The sequence below is a fragment of the Methylorubrum sp. B1-46 genome, from assembly GCF_021117295.1.
Classification (GTDB): domain Bacteria; phylum Pseudomonadota; class Alphaproteobacteria; order Rhizobiales; family Beijerinckiaceae; genus Methylobacterium.
The window spans coordinates 1,093,393-1,117,413 of record NZ_CP088247.1; the positions used below are offsets into that span (position 1 = coordinate 1,093,393).

Genomic DNA, 24,021 nt, shown 5'->3' on the forward strand with positions numbered 1-24,021 from the left:
TTCACGACTACCCTTGTCGCGCCCCGACTCCCTCGTCTAAGACCGCCCCTCTTGCCGGGCGGTTCGCGAAGCCTCCGGCCGACGATAGCCGGACGGCATGATCGCGATTCACTGCCTCAACGGGCCGAACCTCAACCTTCTGGGCCAGCGTGAGCCGGGCATCTACGGTGCCGCCACGCTCGCCGACATCGAGCGAAACCTGCGGGATCACGCGGTTCGCCTCGATATCGCCCTGACCTTCCGTCAGACGAATCACGAGGGCGAACTCGTGACGTTCGTGCAGGAGGCGGGTGCTGCCGGGGCCGGCGTTCTCATCAACGCCGCCGCCTACACGCACACCTCGATCGCGCTGCGCGACGCGATCAAGGGAGCGGGGGTGACGGCGGTGGAGATCCACCTCTCGAACGTCCATGCCCGCGAGGAATTCCGGCACGTGTCGCGGATCGCCCCGGTCTGTGCCGGTGTGATTTCGGGCTTCGGACCCCACAGTTACGTTGTCGGGCTCGATGCCCTCGCCCATCTCCTGCGTGGACAGTTCCTGTCCGCCTCCTGACGTGAACCAAGAGCCGATGGCCAAGAACGAACCCTTCGATCCCGAACTGGTGCGCGAACTCGCCCGGATGGTCGCCGAGACCGACCTGAGCGAGATCGAGGTCGAGAAGGGTGACTTGCGCATCCGCGTCGCCCGCAAGATCGAGGCGGTCTCGGTTCAGGTCGCGCCCCCTGCCCCGGCCCTGGTCGCGGCGGCACCGGCCGCGGCGCCGCCCGCCGCCCTGGCGCCGGCTCCGGCCAAGTCCGGCGCGGGCCATCCCGGCGCCGTGCCCTCCCCGATGGTTGGCACCGCCTATCTGCGCCCCTCGCCGGACGCCAAGCCGTTCATCGAGATCGGCACGAAGGTCCAGGCCGGCGACAAGTTGCTGCTGGTCGAGGCCATGAAGACCTTCAACGAAATCGTCGCGCCCCGCGCCGGTACGGTGACCGCGATCTTCGTCGAGGACGGGATGCCGGTCGAGTACGGCGAAGCCCTCCTCGTTCTCGAGTAGCCTCCCCGCGATGTTCGACAAGATCCTGATCGCCAACCGCGGCGAGATCGCGCTCCGCATCCTGCGGGCGGCGAAGGAGCTCGGTATCGCCACCGTGGCGGTCCACTCGACGGCGGACGCCGACGCCATGCATGTGCGGCTGGCCGACGAGAGCGTCTGCATCGGCCCGCCGGCCGCCCGCGACAGCTACCTCAACATCCCCTCGATCATCGCCGCTTGCGAGATCACCGGGGCGGACGCCGTGCATCCCGGCTACGGCTTCCTCTCGGAGAACGCCCGCTTCGCCGAGGTTCTGGCCCACCACAATATCGGCTTCATCGGCCCCAAGGCCGAGCATATCCGGGTGATGGGCGACAAGATCGAGGCCAAGCGCACCGCCAAGCGCCTCGGCATCCCCTGCGTGCCGGGTTCCGAGGGCGGCGTCACCGATCCGGACGAGGCCAAGCGGGTCGCCGCCGAGATCGGCTATCCCGTGCTGGTCAAGGCGGCCTCCGGCGGCGGCGGGCGCGGCATGAAGGTCGCCCGCTCGGAAGCCGAGCTGGAACAGGCCCTCGACATGGCCCGCACCGAGGCCAAGGCCGCTTTCGGCGACGACGCGGTCTACCTGGAAAAATACCTGACCAAGCCGCGCCATATCGAGGTGCAGATCCTCGGCGACGGGCGCGGCGGGGCCGTGCATCTGGCCGAGCGCGACTGCTCGCTCCAGCGCCGCCACCAGAAGGTCTGGGAGGAAGGCGGCTCGCCCGCGCTCAATGCCGAGATGCGCGCCGAGATCGGCGGTATCTGCGCCAACGCCATGCGCGAGCTCGGCTATATCGGTGCCGGCACCATCGAGTTCCTCTACGAGGACGGGCGGTTCTACTTCATCGAGATGAACACCCGGATTCAGGTGGAGCACCCCGTCACGGAGATGATCACCGGGATCGATCTCGTGAACGAGCAGATCCGGGTCGCGGCCGGCGGCGGTCTGTCGGTGGCACAGGAAGACATCAAGGTCGAGGGCCACGCCATCGAGTGCCGGATCAACGCCGAGCATCCGGCGACCTTCCGCCCCTCGCCGGGGCTGATCACCTACTTCCACCCGCCGGGCGGCCTCGGCGTTCGGGTCGATTCGGCCGCCTTCCAGGGCTACCGCATCCCGCCGCACTACGACTCGCTGATCGGCAAGCTGATCGTGCACGGGCGCACCCGCAACGAGTGCCTGATGCGTCTGCGCCGGGCACTGGACGAGTTCGTGGTCGACGGCATCGACACCACGCTGCCCCTGTTCCGGACGCTGGTGCGCAACGCCGACGTCCAGAACGGCCAGTATGACATCCACTGGCTGGAGAGCTTCCTCGCCCGCGAGGAGGCCGCCGGCGTCGAGCTGCGGCGCTGAGGGACAGGGCTTCGTGCCCTGTCACCTTCGCTTCCTCGTCACGCCTGCGCCCCCGTGCCGGCTGGCGTTCGGGCCGGGAGCGCGCGACAACGCTCCGATGCACGACAGGCATCCCGTGGACATCACGCCTGACATCCTGCTCAAGGCCTATGCCGCCGGGATCTTCCCGATGGCCGAGGATGCCGACGATCCGACGATCTACTGGGTCGAGCCCCGAGTTCGCGGCGTGCTGCCCCTCGACCGCTTCCACGTGCCGAAGCGGCTCGCCCGCACCGTGCGCTCTGACCTGTTCGAGGTCGTCAGCGACCGGGACTTCGACGCGGTGATCGACGGCTGCGCCGCGCCGCGGCGGGACACGGCCCGGACCTGGATCAACGCCCGCATCCGCGATCTCTACGGTGCCCTGTTCGATCTCGGGCATTGCCACACGATTGAGGTCTACCACGAGGGACGCCTCGCGGGCGGCCTCTACGGCGTCTCGCTCGGCGCCGCCTTCTTCGGCGAGAGCATGTTCCACGAGGTGCGCGACGCCTCGAAGGTCGCCCTGGTCCACCTCGTCGCCCGGCTGCGGGCGGGCGGCTACCGGCTCGCCGACACGCAGTTCCTCACGGAGCACCTGAGCCAGTTCGGCGTCGAGGAGGTGCCGCGCCACATCTACAAGCGCCAGCTCGCCGCCGCGATCACCGAGCGCGCCGAGTGGGGCCCGCCCAACCGGAGTTTCTGCGGAAGCGAGGCTCTGGCCGCCCTCGGAATCGGCAGCGCTCCCGCATAGTCGGGGTTTCGAAAGGGCGAGTCCTTGTCATTGGGTCCAGGGCGGAGCCCTGGCTGAAGAGAGAAGCCGGGGCTCTACCCCGGCGCCCCGCCAAAGGGATGATCCCTTTGGGAACCGACTTTTCTTTATCCGGGAATCGGTTCGAGCCGCAGGAGCCGGCCAGCCAGGGCTGCCGCCGCCCTCGGATCGGCCTGCACGGCGTCTCCGACCATGCCGTCGACGACGAGCGAGGCAATCCCGTGGACCAGCGCCCAGGATCGCAGGGCTTCCTCGGCCGCGGTCGCGGGCGGCACCAGAGTGGCGACGCGGTCGGACAGCACCGCGTAGGCGGCAGCCGAGGCATCACACAAGTCCTGAGGGCGTGACCCGCCGGCGCGGGCCGCAAACATCAGGCGAAACAGGCCGGGCTGGGCGCAGGCGAAGGCGACGTAGGCCTCCCCTTGAGCGTACAGCGCCTCCCGCTTCGCCTCTTCGCCCTCCCCTCTCCTGTCAGCCAATTCCAAGGCCGCACTCAGTCGCTCGAACCCGACCGTCGCCACCGCTGCGAGCAGAGCTTCCTTGTCGGGGAAGTGCCGATAGGGCGCCATGGCCGAGACACCGGCCCGGCGCGCCGCCTCGCGCAAGCCGAGAGCGGAGGGATCCCCTCCCTCCTCCAGGATCGACAGGCCGGCCGCGACCAAAGCCTCGCGCAACTCGCCGTGGTGGTATGCGCCCCTACCCGATCCCGACTCACCCCTTGATGTTGACACTGTAAGCAGCACACCTATGATGACACCGTAAACATGGAGGGGATGCCATGCGAACGGTGGACGAGCAAGCGGGTGCGAGCGGTCGACCCCGGCGGGACTCGGTCGATCTCTCGGCCTATCCCAGCCTCGTGGTGGTCTATCTCGGCTTTCGGGTCGGCCGGTTGCGGGGCCTGAGGGCGTTGCTCGGCATCGGACGCGGCCTCGCGCAGGTGCAGCGGGCGATGCCGGACGGGCTGCTCGCGCACGAGAACCTCGTCTACGGCCTCAACCATATCGGCATGCGGCAGTACTGGCGCGATCTGGAAAGCCTGGAGGCCTTCACCCGCTCGGACCCGCACAAGACGTGGTGGCGGGAGTTCGGCCGCGATCCGGCCGGCAACGGCTTCTGGCACGAGGCCTATCGCCTCTCCGGCGGGATGGAGGCGATCTATGTCGGCATGCCCCACCCGGTCGGGCTCGGCACCTTTGCCGCCGCTCGCCAGCCGGAGGGTCCGTTCATGACCTCGCGGCAGCGGCTGGCTTCGTAGGAGCCCCCCGGAGCCTCGTCATACCAAATCCGGATGATCCCTTCGGGATGGCGGATTTGGCCGTCGCTCAAGCCCCGCGCGGGCTTGCTGATCCGAACTCCGCTTTGATCAAGCGGCGACCGTATCAGACAAGCCGACGGCCACCTTTCGGGACGATGCTCTACCGGAAGAGCGCGTCGAACAGCGATTGCGGCTCGCGCGGGGGCGGCGGGGCCGGTGCGGGGCCCTCGTTGTTCGGGAAGAACTTTCGCGAGGGCTTCTGCTTGGGCTGCACCGGCACGCCGCGCGGACCCTCGACATCGACCTGACCGTTCTGGTTGACCTGTTGAGCCGTCTTGGTCGGGTCCGCGCCCTTCTTCTTCGGCTTCTCCTGGCGGGAGGCGAGCGCCGGCACGTCCTCCTGCTCCTTCGCCTCGGCGATCACGTCGGTGCCGCCCTTACAATCGGTCAGCCACACGTCGTAGATCGGGTGCTCGATGGCGTGGAGCCCTGGGCTCGACGCGAACATCCAGCCCGTGAAGATGCGCCGGTACTTGCTGTCGAGCGTCACCTCGTCGACTTCGAGGAAGGCCGTCGTCTTCGGCGTCTCGGTGGGCGGGCGCGAGTAGCAGACCCGCGGCGTCATCTGCAGGGCGCCGAACTGCACCGTCTCGTCGATGGCGACCTCGAAGGTCACGATCCGGCCGGTGATCTTGTCGAGGCCGGAGAACACCGCAGTCGGGTTCTTGATCTTGTCGGCGGAGGCCGGCAGCGCGGACAGGATCAGCGCCAGCGTGCCGAGCGCGGTCCGGCGCAGAACGGTTGCGGGGTTGCGGCTCAAGGCGCCCTCTTGAGTCTGGCTCCGGCCACTACGGCCGGCAAACGATCCGGCCGTTCCAACACCGCAAGGGTGGTCGAAAAAGGGCGAGTGGTCGAAAAAGGGCGGCCGGACCGTGTTCCCTAGTTCCGCACCGGCTTGGCGCCGATCGACATGCGGAAGATCGTGGTCGGGAAGACGATCTTCGACGTGCCGCCGTTCATGCCCTTGCTGCGGTTCATCTGCGCGGCCGGAATCCACAGGCCGCCCTCCTCGTCGATCCACATCGCGTCGCCCCAGACCAACCGCGGGTCCTGCACCAGCGTGCTCTGGCTACCGTCCGGGGCGAATTTCAGGATACGCAGATTGTCGGTGTCGGAGGCGTAGATGTTGCCGTCCGCATCGATCGCCGTGCCGCCGGTCGAGACGGTGGCCGCGAACAGCTCGACATGCTTGGCCCGCTCCGCATCGCTGAGCCCTGCATCGTCGAGCCATTGCGTCTCGATCCGGTAGAGCGGGCCGGTGCAGGCTTGGAAGTAGAACCACTTGCCGTCCGGCGAGACTTCGAGCTGGTCGGCGTGGATCGCGATGGGTTTGTCCTTCGCGTCGAGCAGCACCTTGTTCTCGCCGGTGAGCGGGCGCTGCGCCACGGTCGAGGGATGCCCGTCGAGGACGCGCCGCAGCGCGCCGTCGTCGAGGTCGAGCACGATGATGCCGGGCTGGCCGGCATCGGTCAGGTAGACCTTGCGGCCATGGAAGCGGAAATCGTCGATGAAGCTCTTGTCGGTGGTGCCCTTCTCCAGGGGGAAGACCTTGCGGACGGTATTGGTCGAGAGGTCGATCTGTACGAGCTTCGGCCCGCCGGGCAGCGGCGCCCCGCCGAGTTCGGCCGCACCCTTGTCGACCACCCACAGGTCGCTATCCGGGCCGATGCGGATCGTGTTGGCGCCGACGAAGGCCTTAGAGGCATCCTCGCCGGTCTTCCAGCCGTTCCAGGCGGTGTCCGGATAGGGCACGGGCTTGCCGTCGATCCACTCGCCGAGTTGGAGGCCCTTGTCCTTCTGCTGCCGCTGGAACGGCGAGAACAGCCGCCCGTCCTTCGAGCGGGTGATGCCGTTGAAGACGAGGTTCTCCGATTTCAGGACCGGCGTCAGCTCGGCCTGGGCCCCGGCATCGGCCTCCTGCGCCCGCACCGCGCTCGCGCCGAGGCACAGCAACAGGGCCAACATCGTCGCTCGCATGGATTGTCCCGCTCCATCTTCCGATGGAGGGACAAGGCCCGACGCGCCGATCCGTTCACCGGCAAGCCGGCGAAGCGATCAACGAGCGAGGGAGAGACCGGCTACTCGCCCGGCGTCCACGGCACGTAGTCGCCGGTGGCAGCGGGGCGCTGGCCCCAGGAGAGCTGCGAGCCCTTCGGCCGGTAGGCGGCCGCCGTGCCGGTGAGGTTCTCCTCGTGGGGCTTCTGCCACTCGCGCGGGCGGTAGTCTTCCTCGCTCGGAGCCGTGTCGCCGTTGTGGCACAGCCACGCGCGCCAGCCCGGCGGCACGCGGGAGGCGTCGGCGTAACCGTTATAGACCACCCAGCGCCGCTCCGAGCCGACCGAGCGGTCGATCAGCGGGCCTTGCGCCTTGTAGTACTTGTTGCCGAGTTCGTCCGAACCGACGAACGTGCCGCTGCGCGCGGTGTAGAGCGCGAGCGATAGGGTCTGCCCGTTCCACCACGTGAAGATGCGCAGCAGCGTGTCCTTGAGGGCCATGGTTCCTCCGGCAGGCGACGGCTCGGCGGGCGCCGTCGCCGCGCCGTTATGGTCGTCACGCGCGCGCGAGTCCAGCGCCCTACGGCGGTGTCGCATTTTCGGCACGCCCGCCCCCGCCCGGCGCGGTCGTTAACCCTACCAAATCCTTGGGTCAGCGCCCGGCCCTCGGTCACGCCTGTGAATCGAAAAAATTTCCCGCATGATTCATCCAGGCCGAAAGGCCACTTAGCGCGACGCCCCGGATATCCACAGATTTATAGCGCAGAACACAACATCTAGCGCGGAACACGGGTAGCCGGCACTAGTTGTTGACGCAGATGGCCACCCGGACGTAAGCTTCGGGCATCGCTTCGGACGGCTCGGCGGGGTTTCTCCAAAACCCCGTTTCCGCATGACGGACAGGCTCGCACTTCATCTGACGCGGGTCGACGAACCGGCCGAGGGCATTCCGGCTTTTCATCCATGAACCGCGGCCCGCGCCGCGGCACGGGGTCGCTTGACTCCGAGGGAGAGGGATTCATGCGGTTCGAGCGGCGCTACACCACGGCAGGCCAGTCTCCCTATGCGTCCATCGCCTTCCGCAAGGCGGTGAGCGAGATCCGCAACCCGGACGGCTCGATCGTCTTCCGGCTCGACGGCATCTCCGTGCCCGAGAGCTGGAGCCAAGTCGCCGCCGACGTTCTGGCCCAGAAGTATTTCCGCAAGGCCGGCGTCCCCGCCCGCCTGAAGAAGGTCGAGGAGAACAGCGTTCCCTCCTTCCTGTGGCGCTCGGTGCCGGACGAAGCCGCGCTCGCCGCGCTGCCCGAGGAGGAGCGCTTCGTCTCAGAGATCTCCTCGACCCAGGTGTTCGACCGGCTCGCCGGCTGCTGGACCTATTGGGGCTGGAAGGGCGGTTACTTCTCCTCGGAAGAAGACGCCTCGGCCTTCATGGACGAGCTGCGCTTCATGCTCGCCCGCCAGATGGTGGCGCCGAACTCTCCGCAATGGTTCAACACCGGCCTGCACTGGGCCTACGGCATCGACGGCCCGAGCCAGGGCCATTTCTACTGCGACCCGAAGACCGGTGAGCTGACGAAGTCGGCCACCGCCTACGAGCACCCGCAGCCGCATGCCTGCTTCATCCAGTCGGTCCAGGACGACCTCGTCAACGAGGGCGGCATCATGGACCTGTGGGTGCGGGAGGCCCGCCTGTTCAAGTACGGCTCCGGCACCGGCTCGAACTTCTCGATGCTGCGCGCGGAAAACGAAAAGCTCGGCGGCGGCGGCAAGTCGTCGGGCCTGATGTCCTTCCTCAAGATCGGCGACCGAGCGGCGGGCGCGATCAAGTCGGGCGGCACGACGCGGCGCGCCGCCAAGATGGTCATCGTCGATATCAATCACCCCGACATCGAGGCCTTCATCGACTGGAAGGTGAAGGAGGAGCAGAAGGTCGCCGCGCTGGTGACAGGCTCGAAGGTCGTCTCGAAGCACCTTACCCTGGTGATGAAGGCCTGCACCCAGTGCGAGGCCGAGGGCGACGCCTGCTTCGACCCGGAGCGCAACCCGGCGCTGAAGCGCGAGATCAAGGCCGCCCGCAAGGCGATGGTGCCCGACGCCTACATCAAGCGTGTCGTGCAGTTCGCGCGCCAGGGCTTCACCAAGATCGAGTTCCCCGTCTACGACACCGACTGGGATTCCGAGGCCTACCTCACGGTGGCCGGCCAGAACTCCAACAACTCGGTCTCGCTGACCGACACGTTCCTGCGCGCCGTCGAGGCCGACGACGACTGGAGCCTGACCTCGCGCACCACCGGCAAGGTCACCAAGACCGTGAAGGCGCGCGAGCTGTGGGAGAAGATCGGCGAGGCCGCCTGGGCCTCGGCCGATCCGGGCCTGCACTTCAACACCACGATGAACGACTGGCACACCTGCCCGGAGGGCGGGCGGATCCGGGCCTCGAACCCGTGCTCCGAGTACATGTTCCTCGACGACACCGCCTGCAACCTCGCCAGCGCCAACCTGCTGACGATGTACGACCGTGAGACCAAGCACTTCGACGTCGAGGCCTTCGAACACCTCAACCGCCTCTGGACGGTGGTGCTCGAAATCTCGGTGATGATGGCGCAGTTCCCATCCAAAGAGATCGCCGAGCTTTCCTACAAGTATCGCACGCTCGGCCTCGGCTACGCTAATATCGGCGGCCTGCTGATGACCATGGGCCTGCCCTACGACTCGGATCAGGGCCGGGCGCTGGCCGGTGCACTCACCGCGATCATGACGGGCGTTGCCTACGCCACCTCCGCCGAGATGGCGGCCGAACTCGGCACCTTCGAAGCCTATCCCGACAACGCCGAGCACATGCTTCGGGTGATCCGCAACCATCGCCGCGCCGCGCATGGCGAGGCCGCCGGCTACGAGGGCCTCAACGTCGCCCCCGTGCCGCTCGACCACGCCAACATCCCGCAGGCCGATATCGGCGCCCATGCCATCGCGGCCTGGGACCGCGCGCTCCGCCTCGGCGAGCAGCACGGCTACCGCAATGCGCAGGCCACCGTGATCGCGCCGACCGGCACGATCGGCCTCGTGATGGATTGCGACACCACCGGCATCGAGCCCGACTTCGCGCTGGTGAAGTTCAAGAAGCTCGCCGGCGGCGGCTACTTCAAGATCATCAACCAAGCCGCCCCCGATGCCCTGCGGGCGCTGGGCTATCGCGAGGCCGAGATCGCCGAGATCGAAGCCTACGCTGTCGGCCACGGCTCGATGGGCCAGGCACCCGCGATCAACCCCGGGTCGCTCCGCGCCAAGGGTTTTTCGGATGACAAGATCGCGGCGGTGGAAGCAGGCTTGAAGTCGGCCTTCGACATCAAGTTCGTGTTCAACCGCTGGACCCTCGGCGACGACTTTTTGAAGGACACTCTGAAGGTGCCCGCCGAGAAGCTGGCCGACCCGACCTTCGAGCTGCTGCCCTTCCTCGGCTTCTCGAAGAAGGACATCGAGGCCGCCAATACCCATGTCTGCGGAGCGATGACGCTGGAGGGCGCACCGTTCCTCAAGCGTGAGCACTACGCGGTGTTCGACTGCGCCAACCCATGCGGACGCACGGGCAAGCGCTACCTCTCGGTCGAGAGCCACATCCGCATGATGGCGGCGGCGCAGCCCTTTATCTCGGGGGCGATCTCCAAGACCATCAACATGCCCAACGACGCCACGGTGGAGGATTGCAAGGCGGCCTACCTGCTGTCCTGGCGCCTCGCGCTGAAGGCCAACGCCCTCTACCGCGACGGCTCCAAGCTGTCGCAGCCCCTCAACGCCGCACTGATCTCGGACGACGAGGACGAGGCGGAAGACACTCTCGAGGCGATCATCCAGGCCCCGGCCGCGGCCAAGGCGGCGGCCGCCGCGGAGAAGATCGTCGAGCGGGTGATCGAGCGCGTGGAGCGCATCCGCTCGCGGGAGAAGATGCCGGACCGGCGCAAGGGCTACACCCAGAAGGCCGTCGTCGGTGGGCACAAAGTCTATCTCCGTACCGGCGAGTACGACGACGGACGGCTGGGCGAGATCTTCATCGACATGCACAAGGAAGGCGCGACCTTCCGGAGCTTGATGAACAACTTCGCCATCGCGATCTCACTCGGCCTTCAATACGGCGTGCCGCTGGAGGAATACGTCGAGGCCTTCACCTTCACCCGGTTCGAGCCGGCAGGCTTCGTGCAGGGCAACGACGCGATCAAGAACGCGACCTCGCTGCTCGACTACGTGTTCCGCGAACTGGCGGTCTCGTATCTCGGTCGCACCGATCTCGCCCACGTCAACCCGGCCGAGATCGGCGGCACGGTGCTCGGCGGCGGCGAGGGCGACACCACCCGCGAGTCGGCCAAGCCCGCTCCGGCCGCCTCGGCCATCGTCTCCCGCGGCCTGCTGCGCGGCTCGGCCGACCGGCTCACCCTGATCCAGGGCGGTCCGGGGGGTGTCACGACGGGGGTCGCCGCTTCCGCCACAGGCCAGACGACGCCGGCCGGCGGCACGGTCCACGCGGTGCGGGGTGCGACCGCCCTCAAGGCGGCCCCGCAGAGCCTCGGCAGCGTCGAGACCCTGCCCTTCGCCAAGCCGGAGCCCAAGCCGGAGCGCAGCGTCGCCGACCGGCGGGCCGAGGCGAAGATGAAGGGCTATGTCGGCGAGGCCTGCCCGGAATGCGCGAACTTCACGCTGGTCCGCAACGGCACCTGCCTGAAATGCGACACCTGCGGATCCACAACAGGGTGCTCTTGATTATGCCGTGTTGGCTGTAGCCTGTGTAGCTTGAGGCAAAAGATGAGCACTGTGAACGAATAGATGGTTTTCAGGCGCCCCTCCAGCGGAGGGGCGCCTGTGGAGCATCTCTCAAAGCAGATTTGATAGAGTTGCTTCGATCCTCTGTGCGATCCGCCAAGCGTTCTCGCGCTTCACTCCGCAGGAGTGCCGCAATTACCTCGCCGCAGCTGGCTACGAAGACGACTTGGCCGTCGCCACCTGACCGGGAACAGCTCTAGGTTCGCGAGGGCCTGTATCGGCGGCAATAGGTTATGAGCCCTACTGGCTGTTCAAGCGCGTAGCATCGCCACTCTCTACGTTATGTTGCTTTATATTTTCTCAATTCGGCGAAGTCTGTAAGACGGTCGATCGCATGCATCCTGTTAAGATACTGACGCTACGACTGTGCCTGAACGCAAGGCACTTGGAAGGAAATCGTGGCGCACGGTCAAGGACGGCTCAGGAATACGATCCGACCGTTCAACCGGATCGCAGCCGGCTTTCGCCAGAACGATGACGCCTCAGTCACCGTCATCTTCGCATTAGCCGCGACGACGCTGATCGGTCTCGTAGGTGGTGCCATTGACTATACCCGGCTGGTCTCGGCGCAGAGCCAGATCCAGCAGGCGGCTGACACCGGTGTTTTGGCCGGTGGCAATGCCCTCAAACTTGTGGTGTCCAACACCGACTCGATCATTGGCCTGACCACCCAGACCATCCAGGCCGAGATTAAGGACAGCGCCACGAACCCTGTCACAATCCAAGTTGACGTTGCTGGCGATAAAACCAGCGTGTCGGCCATAGTCGAGCAAACCATCCACCTCACGTTCGGTCCGTTTGTCGGCATGTCGTCGCAGAAGGTTTCGGCCAAGGCCAAGGCCAGCGTGGTCGGCAAGATGCGCCTGTGCATGCTCGCGCTCGATCCGGCTGCGGCCGGCGCATTCAACCTCGAAAAGAATGCGCAGGTCACGGCCTATGATTGTGCGCTGTATTCCAACTCCAAAAGCGCCTCCGGCATGGTCGGCAAGGACAATGCGCTGGCCCGAGCGCAGACGATCTGCTCGGCGGGTGGGACCAGCACCACACGCGCAAACTTCACGCCCAACCCGCAATCAGGCTGCCCGGTCGTTCCTGATCCCCTTGCCAACCACCCTGCGCCTGAAATCGGCAACTGCATGGAGTTGCCGTATGGAGCAGCCAAAAAGCCGAAGGCTGGCAAGAACCTAATAGACCAGAGCATTACTCTTAGTCCTGGAACGTATTGTGGCGGCCTTGAAATTAGAAAGAAGGCCGTCGTCACGCTCAATCCTGGCATCTATGTGATGAAGGATGGCCCCCTCATAGTCGCGAATGACGCAACATTGTCCGGCACAGACGTGGCGTTTTATTTCACAGGGAACAAAGGCAGCCTGCTCTTCGACAAAAAGACGACGATCAGCCTTTCCGCCCCAGTCAATGGCGTCATGGCCGGCTTGTTGATATCAGAGGAAAAGACCGTTTCAGCACCGGTCGACCCCGTCTCGCAACTCGAAGACTTGCTCGAAGACGTGATTGAGGGTGTTGCCTCATTGGTCAATCTCAAGCCAGGTAAGACGCCCCCGCCACTCGCTGCCAGCAAACCGATGCGGACATATCGCATCATCAGCGACAATGCCCGCACCATGCTGGGGACCATCTACCTTCCAGCCGGGCGTCTCGTGATCGACTCCAGCAAGCCCGTGGCGGACATGTCAGCCTTGGCCTGCTGCCGGTTTCACGGACACCCTGTTTAGGTGTGAAGGTGAAGCCGGAGGTGCTCCATGCAGCGTCGCAAGTTCGGACGTGAGTTCAAGATCGAGGCGGTTCGACTGATTCGGGAACGTGGTGTCAGTGTCGCGCAGGCCGCGCGCGATCTCGATGTTCACGAGACGATGCTGCACCGGTGGGTGAGGCAGGCGGCGGCCGATCCCCAACACGCTTTTCCCGGTCAGGGGCAGATGAAGCCCGAGCAGATCGAGATCGACCGGCTGCGCAAGGAGGTCGCTCGTCTAAAAGCGGAGCGTGACATCCTAAAAAAGGCCGCCGCATACTTTGCGAGGGACGCGATATGAAGTTCGCGTTCATCGCAAAGCATCGTGCTGTCTGGCCAGTTGCCTGGATGTGCGCGGCGCTGGGTGTCTCGCGCTCCGGCTTCCACGCTTGGCTCACCCGGCAGCCTAGCCGACGCACACGGGACGACGAAGCTATCCTGAGCAAGGCCCACGCGAGCTTCGTGGCCAGCGACCGCACCTACGGCGCGAGGCGCGTCTGGCGCGATGTGCTCGCCCAGGGCGTGTCATGCGGGCTGCACCGCATCGAGCGGATCATGCGCGAGAATGCCTTGCGAGCGCGACCGCGCCGACGGGGCCTGCCAAAGGACGAAGGTGAGCGGGCCGCTGCCTCGCCCAATCTCCTGGAGCGGCGGTTCGCGGCCGACGCTCCGAACCGGAAGTGGATCGCCGACTTCACGTATATCTGGACCGCCGAGGGCTGGCTCTACGTCGCCGCCGTCATCGATCTGTTCTCGCGCCGTGTCGTGGGCTGGTCGATGCAGGCCAGTATGACGGCTCAACTCGTGACAGATGCGCTCGTCATGGCGATCTGGCGCAGAGGCAAGCCGGATGCCTTGCTGCATCACTCGGACCAGGGCTCGCAATACACGAGCGAAGCCTTCCAGCGTCAAATGACCGAGCACGGCGTGACCTGCTCGATGAGCCGTTCGGGCAACGTCTGGGACAACGCGGCAATGGAGAGCTTCTTCTCCTCGCTGAAGACCGAGCGCACCGCCCGACGGACCTACCGGACGCGGGATGAAGCCCGTGCAGACGTGTTCGATTCCATCGAGCGCTTCTACAACCTGGCGCGGCGGCACTCGACCTTGGGCTACCTCAGCCCCGTCGAGTTCGAAAACCGAACCCAATTAGCTTAGGACGGTGTCCAACAAACCGGCAGCAGGCCAATCAGCGACTCTCCTGGTGTGATCACCTAAGCGGCGCAGTCCCAACCTAGAACATAGGTTGAGCCGAGAGGCCCGCAAATTGGGGTTACCTCCTTCGAGATACTCCGAAATAGCCGATGCACGGATCGACCAGCCTGCCTGCACTGGGGGGCGGTTGAAAGTCGGGGCGGCCAAGGGGCCGTTACCGCATAGGTAAGATCGAGGCGCTGATTGACGCCGAGGTCCCGCCGCCGTGGTCCGGCCGGATCCCCGGCATCAAGACCGACAGCACCGCCTTGTGTGCGGCTTTCGTCAATGCCGTGCTGGAGCGCGCGGGGCATCGCGGCTCGCGCAGCTTCGCAGCTCGGCCGTTCGAGTCCTGGGGCGTCGGGCTGCCGGCGCCCGCGCTCGGCGCCATCGCCACGAAGAAGCGCACCAGCTCCGCGTGGCAGGGTCACACCAGACTCGTGTTCGGCGCGAACGTCACTCAGGTATTCTTGCTCGGCGGCAATCAGAGCGACGCGGTCAACGTAGCAGCGTTCAAGCGCTCGGAAATCGTCACCTATTGCTGGTCGGCGGATGTGCCGCTTCCGGCGCCGCACACGCTGCCGGCGACGATCGCCGGGGCTCGCTCGGGCGTGAGCGAGGCGTGATCGCAGCGGGCCGGCCCCCAGCGCCCCCTCCCAGGCACCGACCCGCAGGCCGTCTGTCCAGGAGCTGACCGGCAACAGACAGAGCGGCAGCAGCTTTATTTCAGCGCTTTAGGAAGAAGATCAAGTTGTTTCAAGTACTTACATCAAATGTAATCCGAGGCCTTCAAACCTGCAGCCGTACCGCGCGCTCGGATGCGAACGAGGCCTGAGTACAGCGGGCCGGCATCGAAGGGGACATAATACCGACCCGCCGGTCGCTTGCCGCAGCGTTGGAAGGCGATCCGCAGTATCACGACACCTCTTCATACACTTCGCGCTGGAAGGGCTCAGCCGAACATTGTGGCGTACCGCGATCGGGGTGCTGGTCCAGAACGCCAGAGCCCGACCCTAGAGCAGCGGGCCGGTGCTTCCCTGCACCAGCCCGCCGTCGACGCTCTGCTGGAAGGTGGTGCGGTCCCACAGCAGCGCTCATTCGTGCTCCTTGTCTCAGGGTCGCTCAAGTAGCGCCTCTGACCTACCCCGATCGAAGTACCCGAGCCGGCCGGGCCAGCCGCGCATCTCCTCACATCGTGATAACACCATGAACGCAGCTCGGATCGCGAGCGCGCTGCGTTTCGCCATTGCCTTCCTCGGCGGCTTCGCCGTCGCCTGCGGCTGGCTCACCCAAGAGCAGGTCGACTTGGCCCGCGACGGCCGTGGTCGGCGGCGTCGCGGCGATCGTGGCCGCGGTCTACGGCATCTGGATCCGGCGCCCAGCCGGCATCGTCGCTCACCCAAGTCTGCTCACGCATCAACAGCGGACCCGCCAGCGCGCGAGGGCGGAGGTCTGCAGATGGCGCAGAGCCGGGCAAACGGCGAGCGAACTCCTGACCCCTTGCGGTCATTCGACCTGTGCCTGCCGAAGGTCCGGATGGGGTGAGGAAGCGGACCTGACAGAGGTGGCCACGGGACAGACAAGTCGGTCACATCGGGGGGCAGAACCCCGATGGGCCTTCCCGTGTCAAAAGCCGAAGCTGACCTCCCGGCTGTTGCCCCGTTGTAGGTTGTGAAGCCGCGAGAGGGCGAACAATGGGAAGAACAGCCGGTAGCCGTGATACTTGAGGTAGAACACGCGCGGGAAGCCGACGGCGTTGTAGGCCCGCTCCTGCCACTCGCCGTCCGGCCCTTGCGTGCGCTGCAGGTAGGCCGCACCGCGTAGGACGGCGGGGTGGTCGGCCTGGCCGACCGACATCAGGCCGAGCATCGCCCAGGCCGTCTGCGAAGGCAGGCTCTCGGCGTTCTCGACGTAGTGGCCAACGTCGTAGCTGCGCTCGTCCTCGCCCCAGCCGCCGTCCGCGCGCTGGATCGAGACCAGCCAGTCCACGGCCCGGCGCACCATCGGGTCGTCGTGCGGCACCCCGGCCGCGTTCAGAGCGCAAAGCACCGTCCAGGTACCGTAGACGTAGTTGGTGCCCCAGCGCCCGTACCAACTGCCGTCGCGCTCCTGTTCGGCCCGAAGGTAGGCCAAGGCGCGCTCGATCACCGGCCGGTCCTCCTCGTGGCCGAGCTGGGACAGGAACGAGATGCACCGGCCGGTGACGTCGGCCGTCGGCGGGTCGAGCAGAGCACCGTGATCCGAAAACGGGATGTGGTTGAGGAACTCGCGATCGTTGTCGGCGTCGAAGGCGCCCCAACCGCCGTTGCGGCTCTGCATCCCCACGATCCAGCGCCGCGCCTTCTCGACCGCCTCGGCATGCTCGGGCCGGCCGTTGCGGTGGAGCAGCATGGCGACCACCGCCGTGTCGTCCACGTCGGGGTAGTGGTCGTTGCGGTACTGGAAGGCCCAGCCCCCGGGCTCGGCGTCCGGCCGCGTCTCGGCCCAGTCGCCCCGCACGTTCGTGACCTGGCGCGCCACCAGCCAGTCGCACGCAGCGTCGAGCTCCGCTTGGGCCTCGATGCCCCCAGTCCGCGCCGCCTCGATCATGGCATGCCCGGACAGGCTCGTGTCCCACACGGGCGAGACGCAGGGCTGGCAGTAAACCTCCTCGTCCGTCTCGACGAGCAGCTTGTCGATGGCCTTCCAGATCGTGACGCGGCGTGGGTCGTCCTCGGGGTAGCCCAGCACGTCGTACATCATCAGCGCGTAGGCCATGGCCGGGTAGATCGCGCCGAGCCCGTCCTCGCCGTTCAGTCGCTCCTCCACGAAGTCGACAGCCTTGGCGATGGCGCTCTCGCGCGCGACCTTCGAGAACAGGGGCTCGGTCCAGCGCAGCACGGTGTCGATGTGCTTAAACACCACGCCCCAGCGGGATCGGTAGGGACCGCGGATCCAGTCGCGCACTTGTCCCGGCGGCGTCCAGAAGATCTCCTCGAAGCTTACCCGGCGCGGGTTGCGGGCACGGGGCTTCAGCGCCTGCAGCACGAGGAGCGGCACCACGCAGGTGCGCGCCCAGTAGGACACCGCCCAGATGTTGAAGAAGAACCACTTGGGCAGGTGCATGATCTCGACCGGCATCACCGGCACGCCGCGCCAGGGGATGGCGCCGAACAGGGCGAGTTGGATGCGCGTGAAGACGTTCGCGCGCTCCGCGCCGCCATGGCCTAGGATGGCCTGGCGGGCCCGGACCATATGCGGCGCTTGCGGATCGTCGCCGATGGCCTTCAGCGCGCAGTAGGCCTTTACGCTGGCCGAGATGTTGAACTCGCCCGCGTGGAACATGGGCCAGCCGCCATGCTCGCCCTGGATGCGCCGGAGGTAGGCGCCGACCCGGGCCTGCCGCTCCGGCGTGATGCGGTCCATGTAGTGCTCCAGGAGCACGTACTCGGCCGGGATGGTTGCGTCCGCCTCCAACTCGAAGACCCAGTGGCCGTCCCGGCGCTGGTGGCGGCCCAGGGCACGCCCCGCGCCGGCGATGGCGCGCAGGGTCTCGGGCGCGGAGAAGCGAGGCTCCGTGTTCATAGGGTCATTCCGCTCGCGTAGGGTGTGGGGACGGATCGGGGCCGCGCCAACGCGAACCAGGCGGGATCCGCCGAAGTCAGGTCGGTCGGGACAGCTTGAGGACGGTCAGAGCAGCTTGAGGATGTCGTCGAAGGCGTCCTCCCAGCCGGCCTGATCCAGTTCGATCAGGCCGAGCCCGCGTAGGAAGAAGGCCCCCTCGGCAGCGAGGAACGCCGTCCGCGCGCGTCGCCCCGCCTCGGAACCGGGGTCGAGCCGCTCCAGCCACTCGGCGTACCAGCCGCGCGCCTTCTCCATGTGCTCCGGCGATTGCAGCAGGCTCACGAGCATCCCGGACATCTTGGTCTGGCTCGGCTCGTCCATGCGCGCCGACGCAGTCACGTAGCCACGCACCCGGTCCAGAACGGTCCCGTCCGGCGGGGTGTGGCGCGCCACCTCCGCATCGAAGCCCCTCAGCCAACGCTCGGCGATGGCCGCGATGAGGTCGTCCTTGCTGCCGAAGCAGTATTGCAGCCCGCCTTTGGTGATACCCGCGGCCTTGCAGACCGCGTCGAAGGTCAGCGCCGTGGCGCCCTCCTCACGCACGATCCGCTCGGCGACATCGAGCACCCTGTCCCGGTCGATGCTTCTCGGACGCCCCATCCGGGATTTCCTCTTTAAATTCCGTATGGATGGATTTAAACGATCATGCATGCGGTGGCAAGCTGCGTCCCAACCCGGGGGCGGAGCTGCCGACGAGATCGAGAATGAACCGGACCGAGGGGTCCGGGGGCATGGGGACGAGAGCAGGCCTTCGGATGTCCGTATCCACCATCAGCTACGCCGCACTCGGCGCCGCCATCACCTGCGAGGTCGCGGGCTCGGCCCTGCTGCAGAAGTCCGAGCAGTTCACGAAGGCCGGGCCCACGCTCGGGATGGCGGCCTGCTACGGCGCGGCGTTCTTCCTGATGTCGGTCGCCCTCAAGGCGATGCCGCTCGGCGTCGTCTACGCGATCTGGAGCGGCGTCGGCATCGTCCTGATCGCCGTCGTCGGTGCCCTGGTGTTCAAGCAGTCCCTCGACGGGCCGGCGATGTTCGGCATGGCGATGATCGTCTGCGGGGTCGTGGTGATGCAGGCGTTCTCCGCCACCACGGGGCATTGACCATGGCGAGCGCCCTCACCCGCAAGAAGCAGCCCGAGTTCGTGCGGCGGAACCTGCTGGAAGGTGCCGCGCGCCTCGTCCTGGAGCATGGGCCGGCCGGGCTCACGATGCAGGCCGTCTCGGACGCAGCCGGCGTGACCAAGGGCGGTCTCTTCCACCACTTCCCGAGTAAGCAGGCCCTGGCCTTAGGGATCTTCGCCGCACTGACCGAACGGCTCGACGCCGAGATCGACGCGGCGATGACCAGGGATCCCTCGCCAAGCGGCAGCTTCACCCGCGCCTATGTCGAGGCGGTCTTCTCCGATCCGGTTCTCGGGCGGGAGAGCCGAACGGCGACCCTCCACCTTACCGCCCTGGCGGACCCGGGCGTCCGCCGCCTACAAGCCGAGTGGATCGCGCGACGGCTGGAGCGGCACCGCGCCACTGACGGGGCGCCGGCCCTTGAGGTCGTGCGCCTCGCCGCCGACGGGGCTTGGCAGGCCTGCCTGCTTCACGCGGCCGGTGGCCCGCTCCCCGACATGGCGGCCTTGCGCGTCCGCCTTCTGGCGATGGCGCCGCCGGACCCACGGCAGGGCGACGTCGCCCCCCACCGATTCGAGAAGGAACTCCACGCATGACCCGGCGTGACCACCGACGCCTGCCCCTCGTCACGCTGCTGCTCGCCGGGACGCTCACCGCCTGCAAGCCCGCGGCCAACGACCCGGCCGCGGCCGCGGCGGAGACGCCGCCGATGGACGTGTCCACCGCGACGGTCGAGCCGGCGACCGTGCCGCGCACCTTCGACCTACCCGGGCGCCTCGCCTCGACGCGGCTGGCCGAGGTCCGGGCCCAGGTCTCCGGCATCGTCCGGGAGCGGGCCTTCGAGGAGGGCAGCCTCGTCGGCAAGAACGACGTGCTCTTCCGTATCGACCCGGCCGTCTACAAGGCCGAGGTCGATGCCAAGGCGGCGGCCCTCGCCCGGGCCGAGGCGACGCGCGTGCAGGCGCTGAAGCAGTCGGAGCGCACCGAGACCTTGCTGGAGAAGCAGGCGGCTAGCACCGCCCAGCACGACATCGCCACCGCGACGCTGCGCCAAGCCGAGGCCGACGTCGCGAGCGCGAAGGCGCAGCTCGACCGGGCCCGGATCGACCTCGACTTCGCCACCGTGCGGGCGCCCATCGCGGGCCGCATCGGCCGGGCCCTCGTCACAGAGGGGGCCCTCGTCGGTCAGGGCGACGCCACCAAGCTCGCGGTCATCCAGCAGGTCGACCCGATCTTCGCCGACTTCAACGCCTCCGCCACCGATTACGGCCTCCTGACCGAACGCGGCGGCAACGAGAGCGCCGAGGTCCGGCTCGTCCACGCGGACGGCACCCTGCATCCCGATGCCGGCAAGCTCCTGTTCTCGGACGTGAGTGTCGACCCCGGCACCGGGCAGGTCTCCCTGCGCGCCACCTTCGCGAACCCGAAGGTGGCCCTGCTGCCGGGCACCTACGTCCGCATCCGCGTCGCCCGCGGGCTGCTGCCCGGCGCCGTCGTCGTTCCGGCGCAGGCCATCCAGCGCTCCAGCGCCGGCGAGGCCCAGGCCTTCGTGGTCGGCGCCGACAAGGCGGTCGCCCTGCGGCCCCTGCGCACCGGGGCGCTCACGGACGCCGGCTGGATCGTCGAGGACGGGCTGAAGCCCGGCGAGAGCGTCGTCGTCGAGGGCTTCCAGAAGATCCAGCCCGGCATGACCGTGAACCCGGTGTCCTGGAAGGGCGCCCGGACGGCCACCGCCTCCCAGCAGCCCTGACCCCTCCGCGCAGGCCCAAGCCCATGACCCGCTTCTTCATCGAGCGCCCGATCTTCGCCTGGGCGGTCTCCATCTTCATCATGCTGGTCGGCGCGATCTCCATCGCGTTCCTGCCGGTCTCGCAGTACCCGGACGTGGCCCCCGTCACGATCCAGGTGACGGCGACCTACCCGGGCGCACCGCCGGAACGGCTCTACGACGGCGTCACCCGCATCATCGAGGAGGAGCTCAACGGCATCCCGGGGCTGATGTACTTCGAGAGCACCAGCGACACCTCGGGCCAAGCCCAGATCATGGCCTCGTTCGCTCCGGGCTCGGACCCGTCGAAGTCGACCGTCGCGGTCCAGAACCGCATCAAGCGCATCGAGGCGCGCCTGCCCCGGGCGGTGACCCAGCAGGGCGTCATCGTCGAGGAGGCCAGCACCAGCTTCCTCCAGTTCGTCATCGTCTCCTCCAAGGACGGAGCCTTGAGCGAGACGGACCTCGGCGACCTCGCCGCCCGACGCATCCTGGGCGAGCTCAGGCGGGTGTCGGGTGTCGGCCGGGCGACCCTGTTCTCGTCCGAGAAGGCGCTGCGCATCTGGATCGATCCGGTCAAGCTCGTCGGGTTCAGTATGACGCCGGGCGACGTCACGGCGGCAGTCAGCGCGCAGAACGCGCAGGTGGCCTCGGGCATCGTCGGCGCCCAGCCGGCCAAGGAAGGCCAGCGCATCGCCGCCAACGTCCTGGTGAAGGGCCAGCTGACCACGGTCGCGGAGTTCGAGGAGATCGTGCTGCGGGCCAACCCCGACGGCTCGCTAGTCCGACTGCGCGACGTGGCCGAGGTCGAGCTCGGCGGGCAGTCCTACACGATGCAGACCCGCCTCGACGGGCGCCCCGCCGCCGGCATCGGCATCCAGCTCGCGCCCGGCGGCAACGCCCTCGCGGCCGCAACCGGCGTGAAGGCCAAGATCGCCCAACTCCAGCGCACGTTGCCCGCCAACGTGAGCGTGACGGTGCCCTACGACACCACGCCCTTCGTCGAGGTCTCGATCAAGAAGGTGCTGATGACGCTCGCCGAGGCGATGGCGCTCGTCTTCGCGGTCATGTTCCTGTTCCTACAGAACTTCCGTTACACCATCATCCCGACCATCGTGGTGCCGGTGGCCCTGCTCGGGACCTGCGGCGCGCTGTTGGTCGCCGGCTTCTCGATCAACGTGCTGACGATGTTCGGCATGGTGCTGGCCATCGGCATTCTCGTCGACGACGCCATCGTCGTGGTCGAGAACGTCGAGCGCATCATGGCCGAGGAGGGGCTGCCGCCGCGGGAGGCCACCGCCAAGGCCATGAGCCAGATCACGGGGGCCATCGTCGGCATCACCTCGGTCCTGGTGGCGGTGTTCGTGCCGCTCGCCTTCTTCCCAGGCTCGGTCGGCGTGATCTACCGCCAGTTCGCGGTGAGCATGGCGACCTCCATCGCGTTCTCGGCCTTTCTGGCGCTCTCGCTCACCCCGGCGCTCTGCGCCACGCTGCTCAAGCCCGTCGAGGCCGGCCACGGCCACGCCAAGGGCGGTTTCTTCGGCTGGTTCAACCGCCGGTTCCAGGCCGGCACGCTGGCCTACCGCACGGGCGTCGCCGGGATGCTGCGCCGGCCGGTGCGCTCGCTCCTCGTCTACGCGGCGCTCGTCGCGGCGCTGGGCTGGGGCTACCTGCGCATGCCGTCGAGCTTCCTGCCCATCGAGGACCAGGGCTACGTCATCGTCGACGCGCAGACCCCGCCGGAATCCTCCACCGGCCGCACCCTCGACGTGGCCAAGCGGATCGAGGAGCATTTCGGCGCCGAGCCGTCGGTGGTGGCCCGGGTCGTGCTCCTCGGCTACGGCTTCTCGGGCCAGGGACAGAACGCGTCCATCGCCTTCGTCACCCTGAAGGACTGGAAGGAACGTGGGCCGGACGACGGCGCGGAGGCGCTCAGCGCCCGGGCCAACGCCGTGCTCGGCGGCCTGCCCGACGCCATCGCCATGGCGCTGTCGCCGCCGGCCATCGAGGCGCTCGGCAACTCCAGCGGCTTCGCCTTCCGCCTGCAGGACAAGGCGCAGCAAGGCTACGCGGCGCTGGCCGCCGCCCGCGACCAGTTGCTCAAGGCGGCGAGCCAGAGCCCGGTCCTGCAGGGCGTCTACGTCGAGGGCCTGCCGACCGCGCCGCAGATCGAGCTCACGCTCGACCGGCAGAAGGCGAACGCGCTCGGTGTGACCTTCGCCGACATCAACGACGCACTCTCCACGAGCCTCGGCTCGGCCTACGTCAACGACTTCCCGAACCAAGCGCGCATGCAGCGGGTGATCGTCCAGGCGGAGGCGTCCCGGCGCATGAGGGCCGAGGACCTGCTCGACATCAACGTCCGCAACGCCAAGGGTCAGATGGTGCCGCTCCAGTCCTTCGCGCGTGTCGCCTGGACGATGGGGCCGGCGCAGGTCGTCGGCTTCAACGGCTACCCGAGCATCAAGATCTCCGGCAGCGCCGCCCCGGGCTACGCCAGCGGCGACGCCATGGCCGAGATGGAGCGGCTCGCCGGGCAACTGCCCGCGGGCTTCGACTTCGCCTGGACCGGGCAGTCGCTGCAGGAGAAGCTCTCCGGCTCGCAGGCCGTCTACCTGCTCGCGCTGGCGCTGTTCTGCGTCTTCCTCTGCCTGGCCGCGCTCTACGAGAGCTGGTCGATCCCGCTCGCCGTGCTGCTCGTGGTACCCACCGGCGTGGTCGGCGCCGTGTTCGCGATGCTCGCGCGCGACATGCCGAACGACGTCTACTTCAAGGTCGGCCTGATCACGGTCATCGGCCTGACGGCGAAGAACGCGATCCTCATCATCGAGGTGGCCAAGGACCTCGTCGCGCAAGGCCGGTCCCTGCACGAGGCGGCGCTGGAGGCGTGCGAACTGCGCTTCCGGCCCATCGTGATGACCTCGTTCGCCTTCATCCTCGGCGTGGTGCCGCTCGCCATCGCCACGGGCGCCAGCATGAACAGCCAGCGGGCCATCGGCACCGGCGTGTTCGGCGGCATGGTCACCGCGACGGTGCTCGCGGTGTTCGCCACCCCGCTCTTCTACGTGCTGATCGCCCGGGCCTTCCGGTCGCGGAAGGCCCGCGGGACGAAGGAGGGGTCGGCCCACGCCGGTGCCCCCGCCACCCACGGCATGCCCGCGAGCTGAGATCGGCTCCGAGAAATCCGGGTCTCGCCCGGCAGAAGTCGCGCGACCGTTCCTTCCCACGGTCCGCGATAGCGGTCGGCCTG

Annotated in this window: 19 protein-coding genes; 13 read left to right on the top strand and 6 right to left on the bottom strand. The window is 67.4% G+C overall.

Annotated elements, in window-relative coordinates:
- Positions 1-97 precede the first annotated feature (97 nt).
- From aroQ to aat, 4 genes are all read left to right on the top strand, one after another.
- Positions 98-553 carry a type II 3-dehydroquinate dehydratase gene (gene aroQ / locus LPC10_RS05320; protein ID WP_231345771.1) on the top strand — a complete coding sequence of 152 codons (456 nt, stop codon included), beginning with the start codon at positions 98-100 and terminating at the stop codon, positions 551-553.
- Positions 554-569: 16 nt separating this feature from the next.
- Complete coding sequence (gene accB, locus LPC10_RS05325; RefSeq protein WP_108939016.1) at positions 570-1,043, top strand: acetyl-CoA carboxylase biotin carboxyl carrier protein; 474 nt, start codon at positions 570-572, stop codon at positions 1,041-1,043.
- Positions 1,044-1,053: 10 nt separating this feature from the next.
- Complete coding sequence (gene accC, locus LPC10_RS05330; protein ID WP_231345772.1) at positions 1,054-2,421, top strand: acetyl-CoA carboxylase biotin carboxylase subunit; 1,368 nt, start codon at positions 1,054-1,056, stop codon at positions 2,419-2,421.
- A 97-nt stretch (positions 2,422-2,518) separates the two neighbouring features.
- Positions 2,519-3,193, top strand: coding sequence for a leucyl/phenylalanyl-tRNA--protein transferase (gene aat, locus LPC10_RS05335; RefSeq protein WP_231345773.1), 675 nt, complete (start codon positions 2,519-2,521; stop codon positions 3,191-3,193).
- 125 nt (positions 3,194-3,318) lie between these two features.
- Here aat and LPC10_RS05340 read toward each other — a convergent pair whose 3' ends face one another.
- Positions 3,319-3,942, bottom strand: coding sequence for a TetR/AcrR family transcriptional regulator (locus LPC10_RS05340; RefSeq protein WP_370644658.1), 624 nt, complete (start codon positions 3,940-3,942; stop codon positions 3,319-3,321).
- Positions 3,943-3,989: 47 nt separating this feature from the next.
- Here LPC10_RS05340 and LPC10_RS05345 point away from each other — a divergent pair, with 47 nt between their 5' ends.
- Positions 3,990-4,469, top strand: a complete 480-nt coding sequence (locus LPC10_RS05345) for a monooxygenase family protein (protein WP_231345775.1) — start codon at positions 3,990-3,992, stop codon at positions 4,467-4,469.
- A 160-nt stretch (positions 4,470-4,629) separates the two neighbouring features.
- On the opposite strand, the gene LPC10_RS05350 is transcribed toward LPC10_RS05345, so the two are convergent.
- The 3 genes from LPC10_RS05350 to LPC10_RS05360 form a co-directional block, all read right to left on the bottom strand.
- Positions 4,630-5,289 (bottom strand): DUF2155 domain-containing protein, encoded by a 660-nt coding sequence (locus LPC10_RS05350; RefSeq protein WP_231345776.1) that lies wholly within the window; start codon positions 5,287-5,289, stop codon positions 4,630-4,632.
- Between the two features lie 119 nt (positions 5,290-5,408).
- The gene (locus tag LPC10_RS05355) at positions 5,409-6,506 is read right to left on the bottom strand and encodes an SMP-30/gluconolactonase/LRE family protein (protein WP_231345777.1); all 1,098 of its coding nucleotides are present in this window, start codon (positions 6,504-6,506) and stop codon (positions 5,409-5,411) included.
- 101 nt (positions 6,507-6,607) lie between these two features.
- On the bottom strand, positions 6,608-7,024 hold the full coding sequence (locus tag LPC10_RS05360; RefSeq protein ID WP_231345778.1) for an NADH:ubiquinone oxidoreductase subunit NDUFA12: 417 nt from the start codon (positions 7,022-7,024) through the stop codon (positions 6,608-6,610).
- A 519-nt stretch (positions 7,025-7,543) separates the two neighbouring features.
- Between LPC10_RS05360 and LPC10_RS05365 the strand changes: the two genes are divergently transcribed.
- The 4 genes from LPC10_RS05365 (at position 7,544) to LPC10_RS05380 (ending at position 14,905) form a co-directional block, all read left to right on the top strand.
- Positions 7,544-11,275: a vitamin B12-dependent ribonucleotide reductase gene (locus LPC10_RS05365; protein ID WP_231345779.1), complete on the top strand. Its 3,732-nt coding sequence runs from the start codon at positions 7,544-7,546 to the stop codon at positions 11,273-11,275.
- Between the two features lie 455 nt (positions 11,276-11,730).
- On the top strand, positions 11,731-13,068 hold the full coding sequence (locus tag LPC10_RS05370) for a TadE/TadG family type IV pilus assembly protein (protein ID WP_370644714.1): 1,338 nt from the start codon (positions 11,731-11,733) through the stop codon (positions 13,066-13,068).
- A gap of 27 nt (positions 13,069-13,095) precedes the next feature.
- Positions 13,096-14,243, top strand: a protein-coding gene (locus LPC10_RS05375; RefSeq protein WP_231343685.1) for an IS3-like element ISMch5 family transposase whose coding sequence is annotated in 2 segments (ribosomal slippage) — positions 13,096-13,345 and positions 13,345-14,243 — 1,149 coding nt in all. Because the reading frame shifts where the segments join, the coding sequence is not laid out codon by codon here.
- A gap of 305 nt (positions 14,244-14,548) precedes the next feature.
- A complete protein-coding gene (locus LPC10_RS05380; protein WP_231345781.1) occupies positions 14,549-14,905 on the top strand; it encodes a TIGR02594 family protein in 357 nt (118 codons plus the stop codon).
- A 1,000-nt stretch (positions 14,906-15,905) separates the two neighbouring features.
- Here LPC10_RS05380 and shc read toward each other — a convergent pair.
- On the bottom strand, positions 15,906-17,843 hold the full coding sequence (gene shc, locus LPC10_RS05385) for a squalene--hopene cyclase (protein WP_231345782.1): 1,938 nt from the start codon (positions 17,841-17,843) through the stop codon (positions 15,906-15,908).
- A 105-nt stretch (positions 17,844-17,948) separates the two neighbouring features.
- A complete protein-coding gene (locus tag LPC10_RS05390; RefSeq protein WP_012606135.1) occupies positions 17,949-18,482 on the bottom strand; it encodes a TetR/AcrR family transcriptional regulator in 534 nt (177 codons plus the stop codon).
- Between the two features lie 155 nt (positions 18,483-18,637).
- Here LPC10_RS05390 and LPC10_RS05395 point away from each other — a divergent pair, with 155 nt between their 5' ends.
- Genes LPC10_RS05395 through LPC10_RS05410 form a run of 4 tightly spaced genes read left to right on the top strand, consistent with a single transcriptional unit; the run spans position 18,638 to position 23,938 of the window.
- Positions 18,638-18,982: a multidrug efflux SMR transporter gene (locus LPC10_RS05395; RefSeq protein ID WP_231345783.1), complete on the top strand. Its 345-nt coding sequence runs from the start codon at positions 18,638-18,640 to the stop codon at positions 18,980-18,982.
- Between the two features lie 2 nt (positions 18,983-18,984).
- Positions 18,985-19,599 (top strand): TetR/AcrR family transcriptional regulator, encoded by a 615-nt coding sequence (locus tag LPC10_RS05400; RefSeq protein ID WP_231345784.1) that lies wholly within the window; start codon positions 18,985-18,987, stop codon positions 19,597-19,599.
- A complete protein-coding gene (locus tag LPC10_RS05405; protein WP_231345785.1) occupies positions 19,596-20,753 on the top strand; it encodes an efflux RND transporter periplasmic adaptor subunit in 1,158 nt (385 codons plus the stop codon). Before LPC10_RS05400 ends, LPC10_RS05405 begins: the two co-directional genes overlap by 4 nt.
- Positions 20,754-20,776: 23 nt before the next feature.
- A complete protein-coding gene (locus LPC10_RS05410) occupies positions 20,777-23,938 on the top strand; it encodes an efflux RND transporter permease subunit (RefSeq protein ID WP_231345786.1) in 3,162 nt (1,053 codons plus the stop codon).
- The last annotated feature ends 83 nt before the right edge of the window (positions 23,939-24,021 follow it).

What these genes read in the sequence shown, in the direction of transcription:
- aroQ (WP_231345771.1), top strand. Translation starts at nt 98, where the DNA reads ATGATCGCGATTCACTGCCTCAACGGGCCGAACCTCAACCTTCTGGGC.
- accB (WP_108939016.1), top strand. Translation starts at nt 570, where the DNA reads ATGGCCAAGAACGAACCCTTCGATCCCGAACTGGTGCGCGAACTCGCC.
- accC (WP_231345772.1), top strand. Translation starts at nt 1,054, where the DNA reads ATGTTCGACAAGATCCTGATCGCCAACCGCGGCGAGATCGCGCTCCGC.
- aat (WP_231345773.1), top strand. Translation starts at nt 2,519, where the DNA reads ATGCACGACAGGCATCCCGTGGACATCACGCCTGACATCCTGCTCAAG.
- LPC10_RS05345 (WP_231345775.1), top strand. Translation starts at nt 3,990, where the DNA reads ATGCGAACGGTGGACGAGCAAGCGGGTGCGAGCGGTCGACCCCGGCGG.
- LPC10_RS05355 (WP_231345777.1), bottom strand. Translation starts at nt 6,506, where the DNA reads ATGCGAGCGACGATGTTGGCCCTGTTGCTGTGCCTCGGCGCGAGCGCG.
- LPC10_RS05360 (WP_231345778.1), bottom strand. Translation starts at nt 7,024, where the DNA reads ATGGCCCTCAAGGACACGCTGCTGCGCATCTTCACGTGGTGGAACGGG.
- LPC10_RS05365 (WP_231345779.1), top strand. Translation starts at nt 7,544, where the DNA reads ATGCGGTTCGAGCGGCGCTACACCACGGCAGGCCAGTCTCCCTATGCG.
- shc (WP_231345782.1), bottom strand. Translation starts at nt 17,843, where the DNA reads ATGAACACGGAGCCTCGCTTCTCCGCGCCCGAGACCCTGCGCGCCATC.
- LPC10_RS05390 (WP_012606135.1), bottom strand. Translation starts at nt 18,482, where the DNA reads ATGGGGCGTCCGAGAAGCATCGACCGGGACAGGGTGCTCGATGTCGCC.
- LPC10_RS05395 (WP_231345783.1), top strand. Translation starts at nt 18,638, where the DNA reads ATGTCCGTATCCACCATCAGCTACGCCGCACTCGGCGCCGCCATCACC.
- LPC10_RS05400 (WP_231345784.1), top strand. Translation starts at nt 18,985, where the DNA reads ATGGCGAGCGCCCTCACCCGCAAGAAGCAGCCCGAGTTCGTGCGGCGG.
- LPC10_RS05405 (WP_231345785.1), top strand. Translation starts at nt 19,596, where the DNA reads ATGACCCGGCGTGACCACCGACGCCTGCCCCTCGTCACGCTGCTGCTC.
- LPC10_RS05410 (WP_231345786.1), top strand. Translation starts at nt 20,777, where the DNA reads ATGACCCGCTTCTTCATCGAGCGCCCGATCTTCGCCTGGGCGGTCTCC.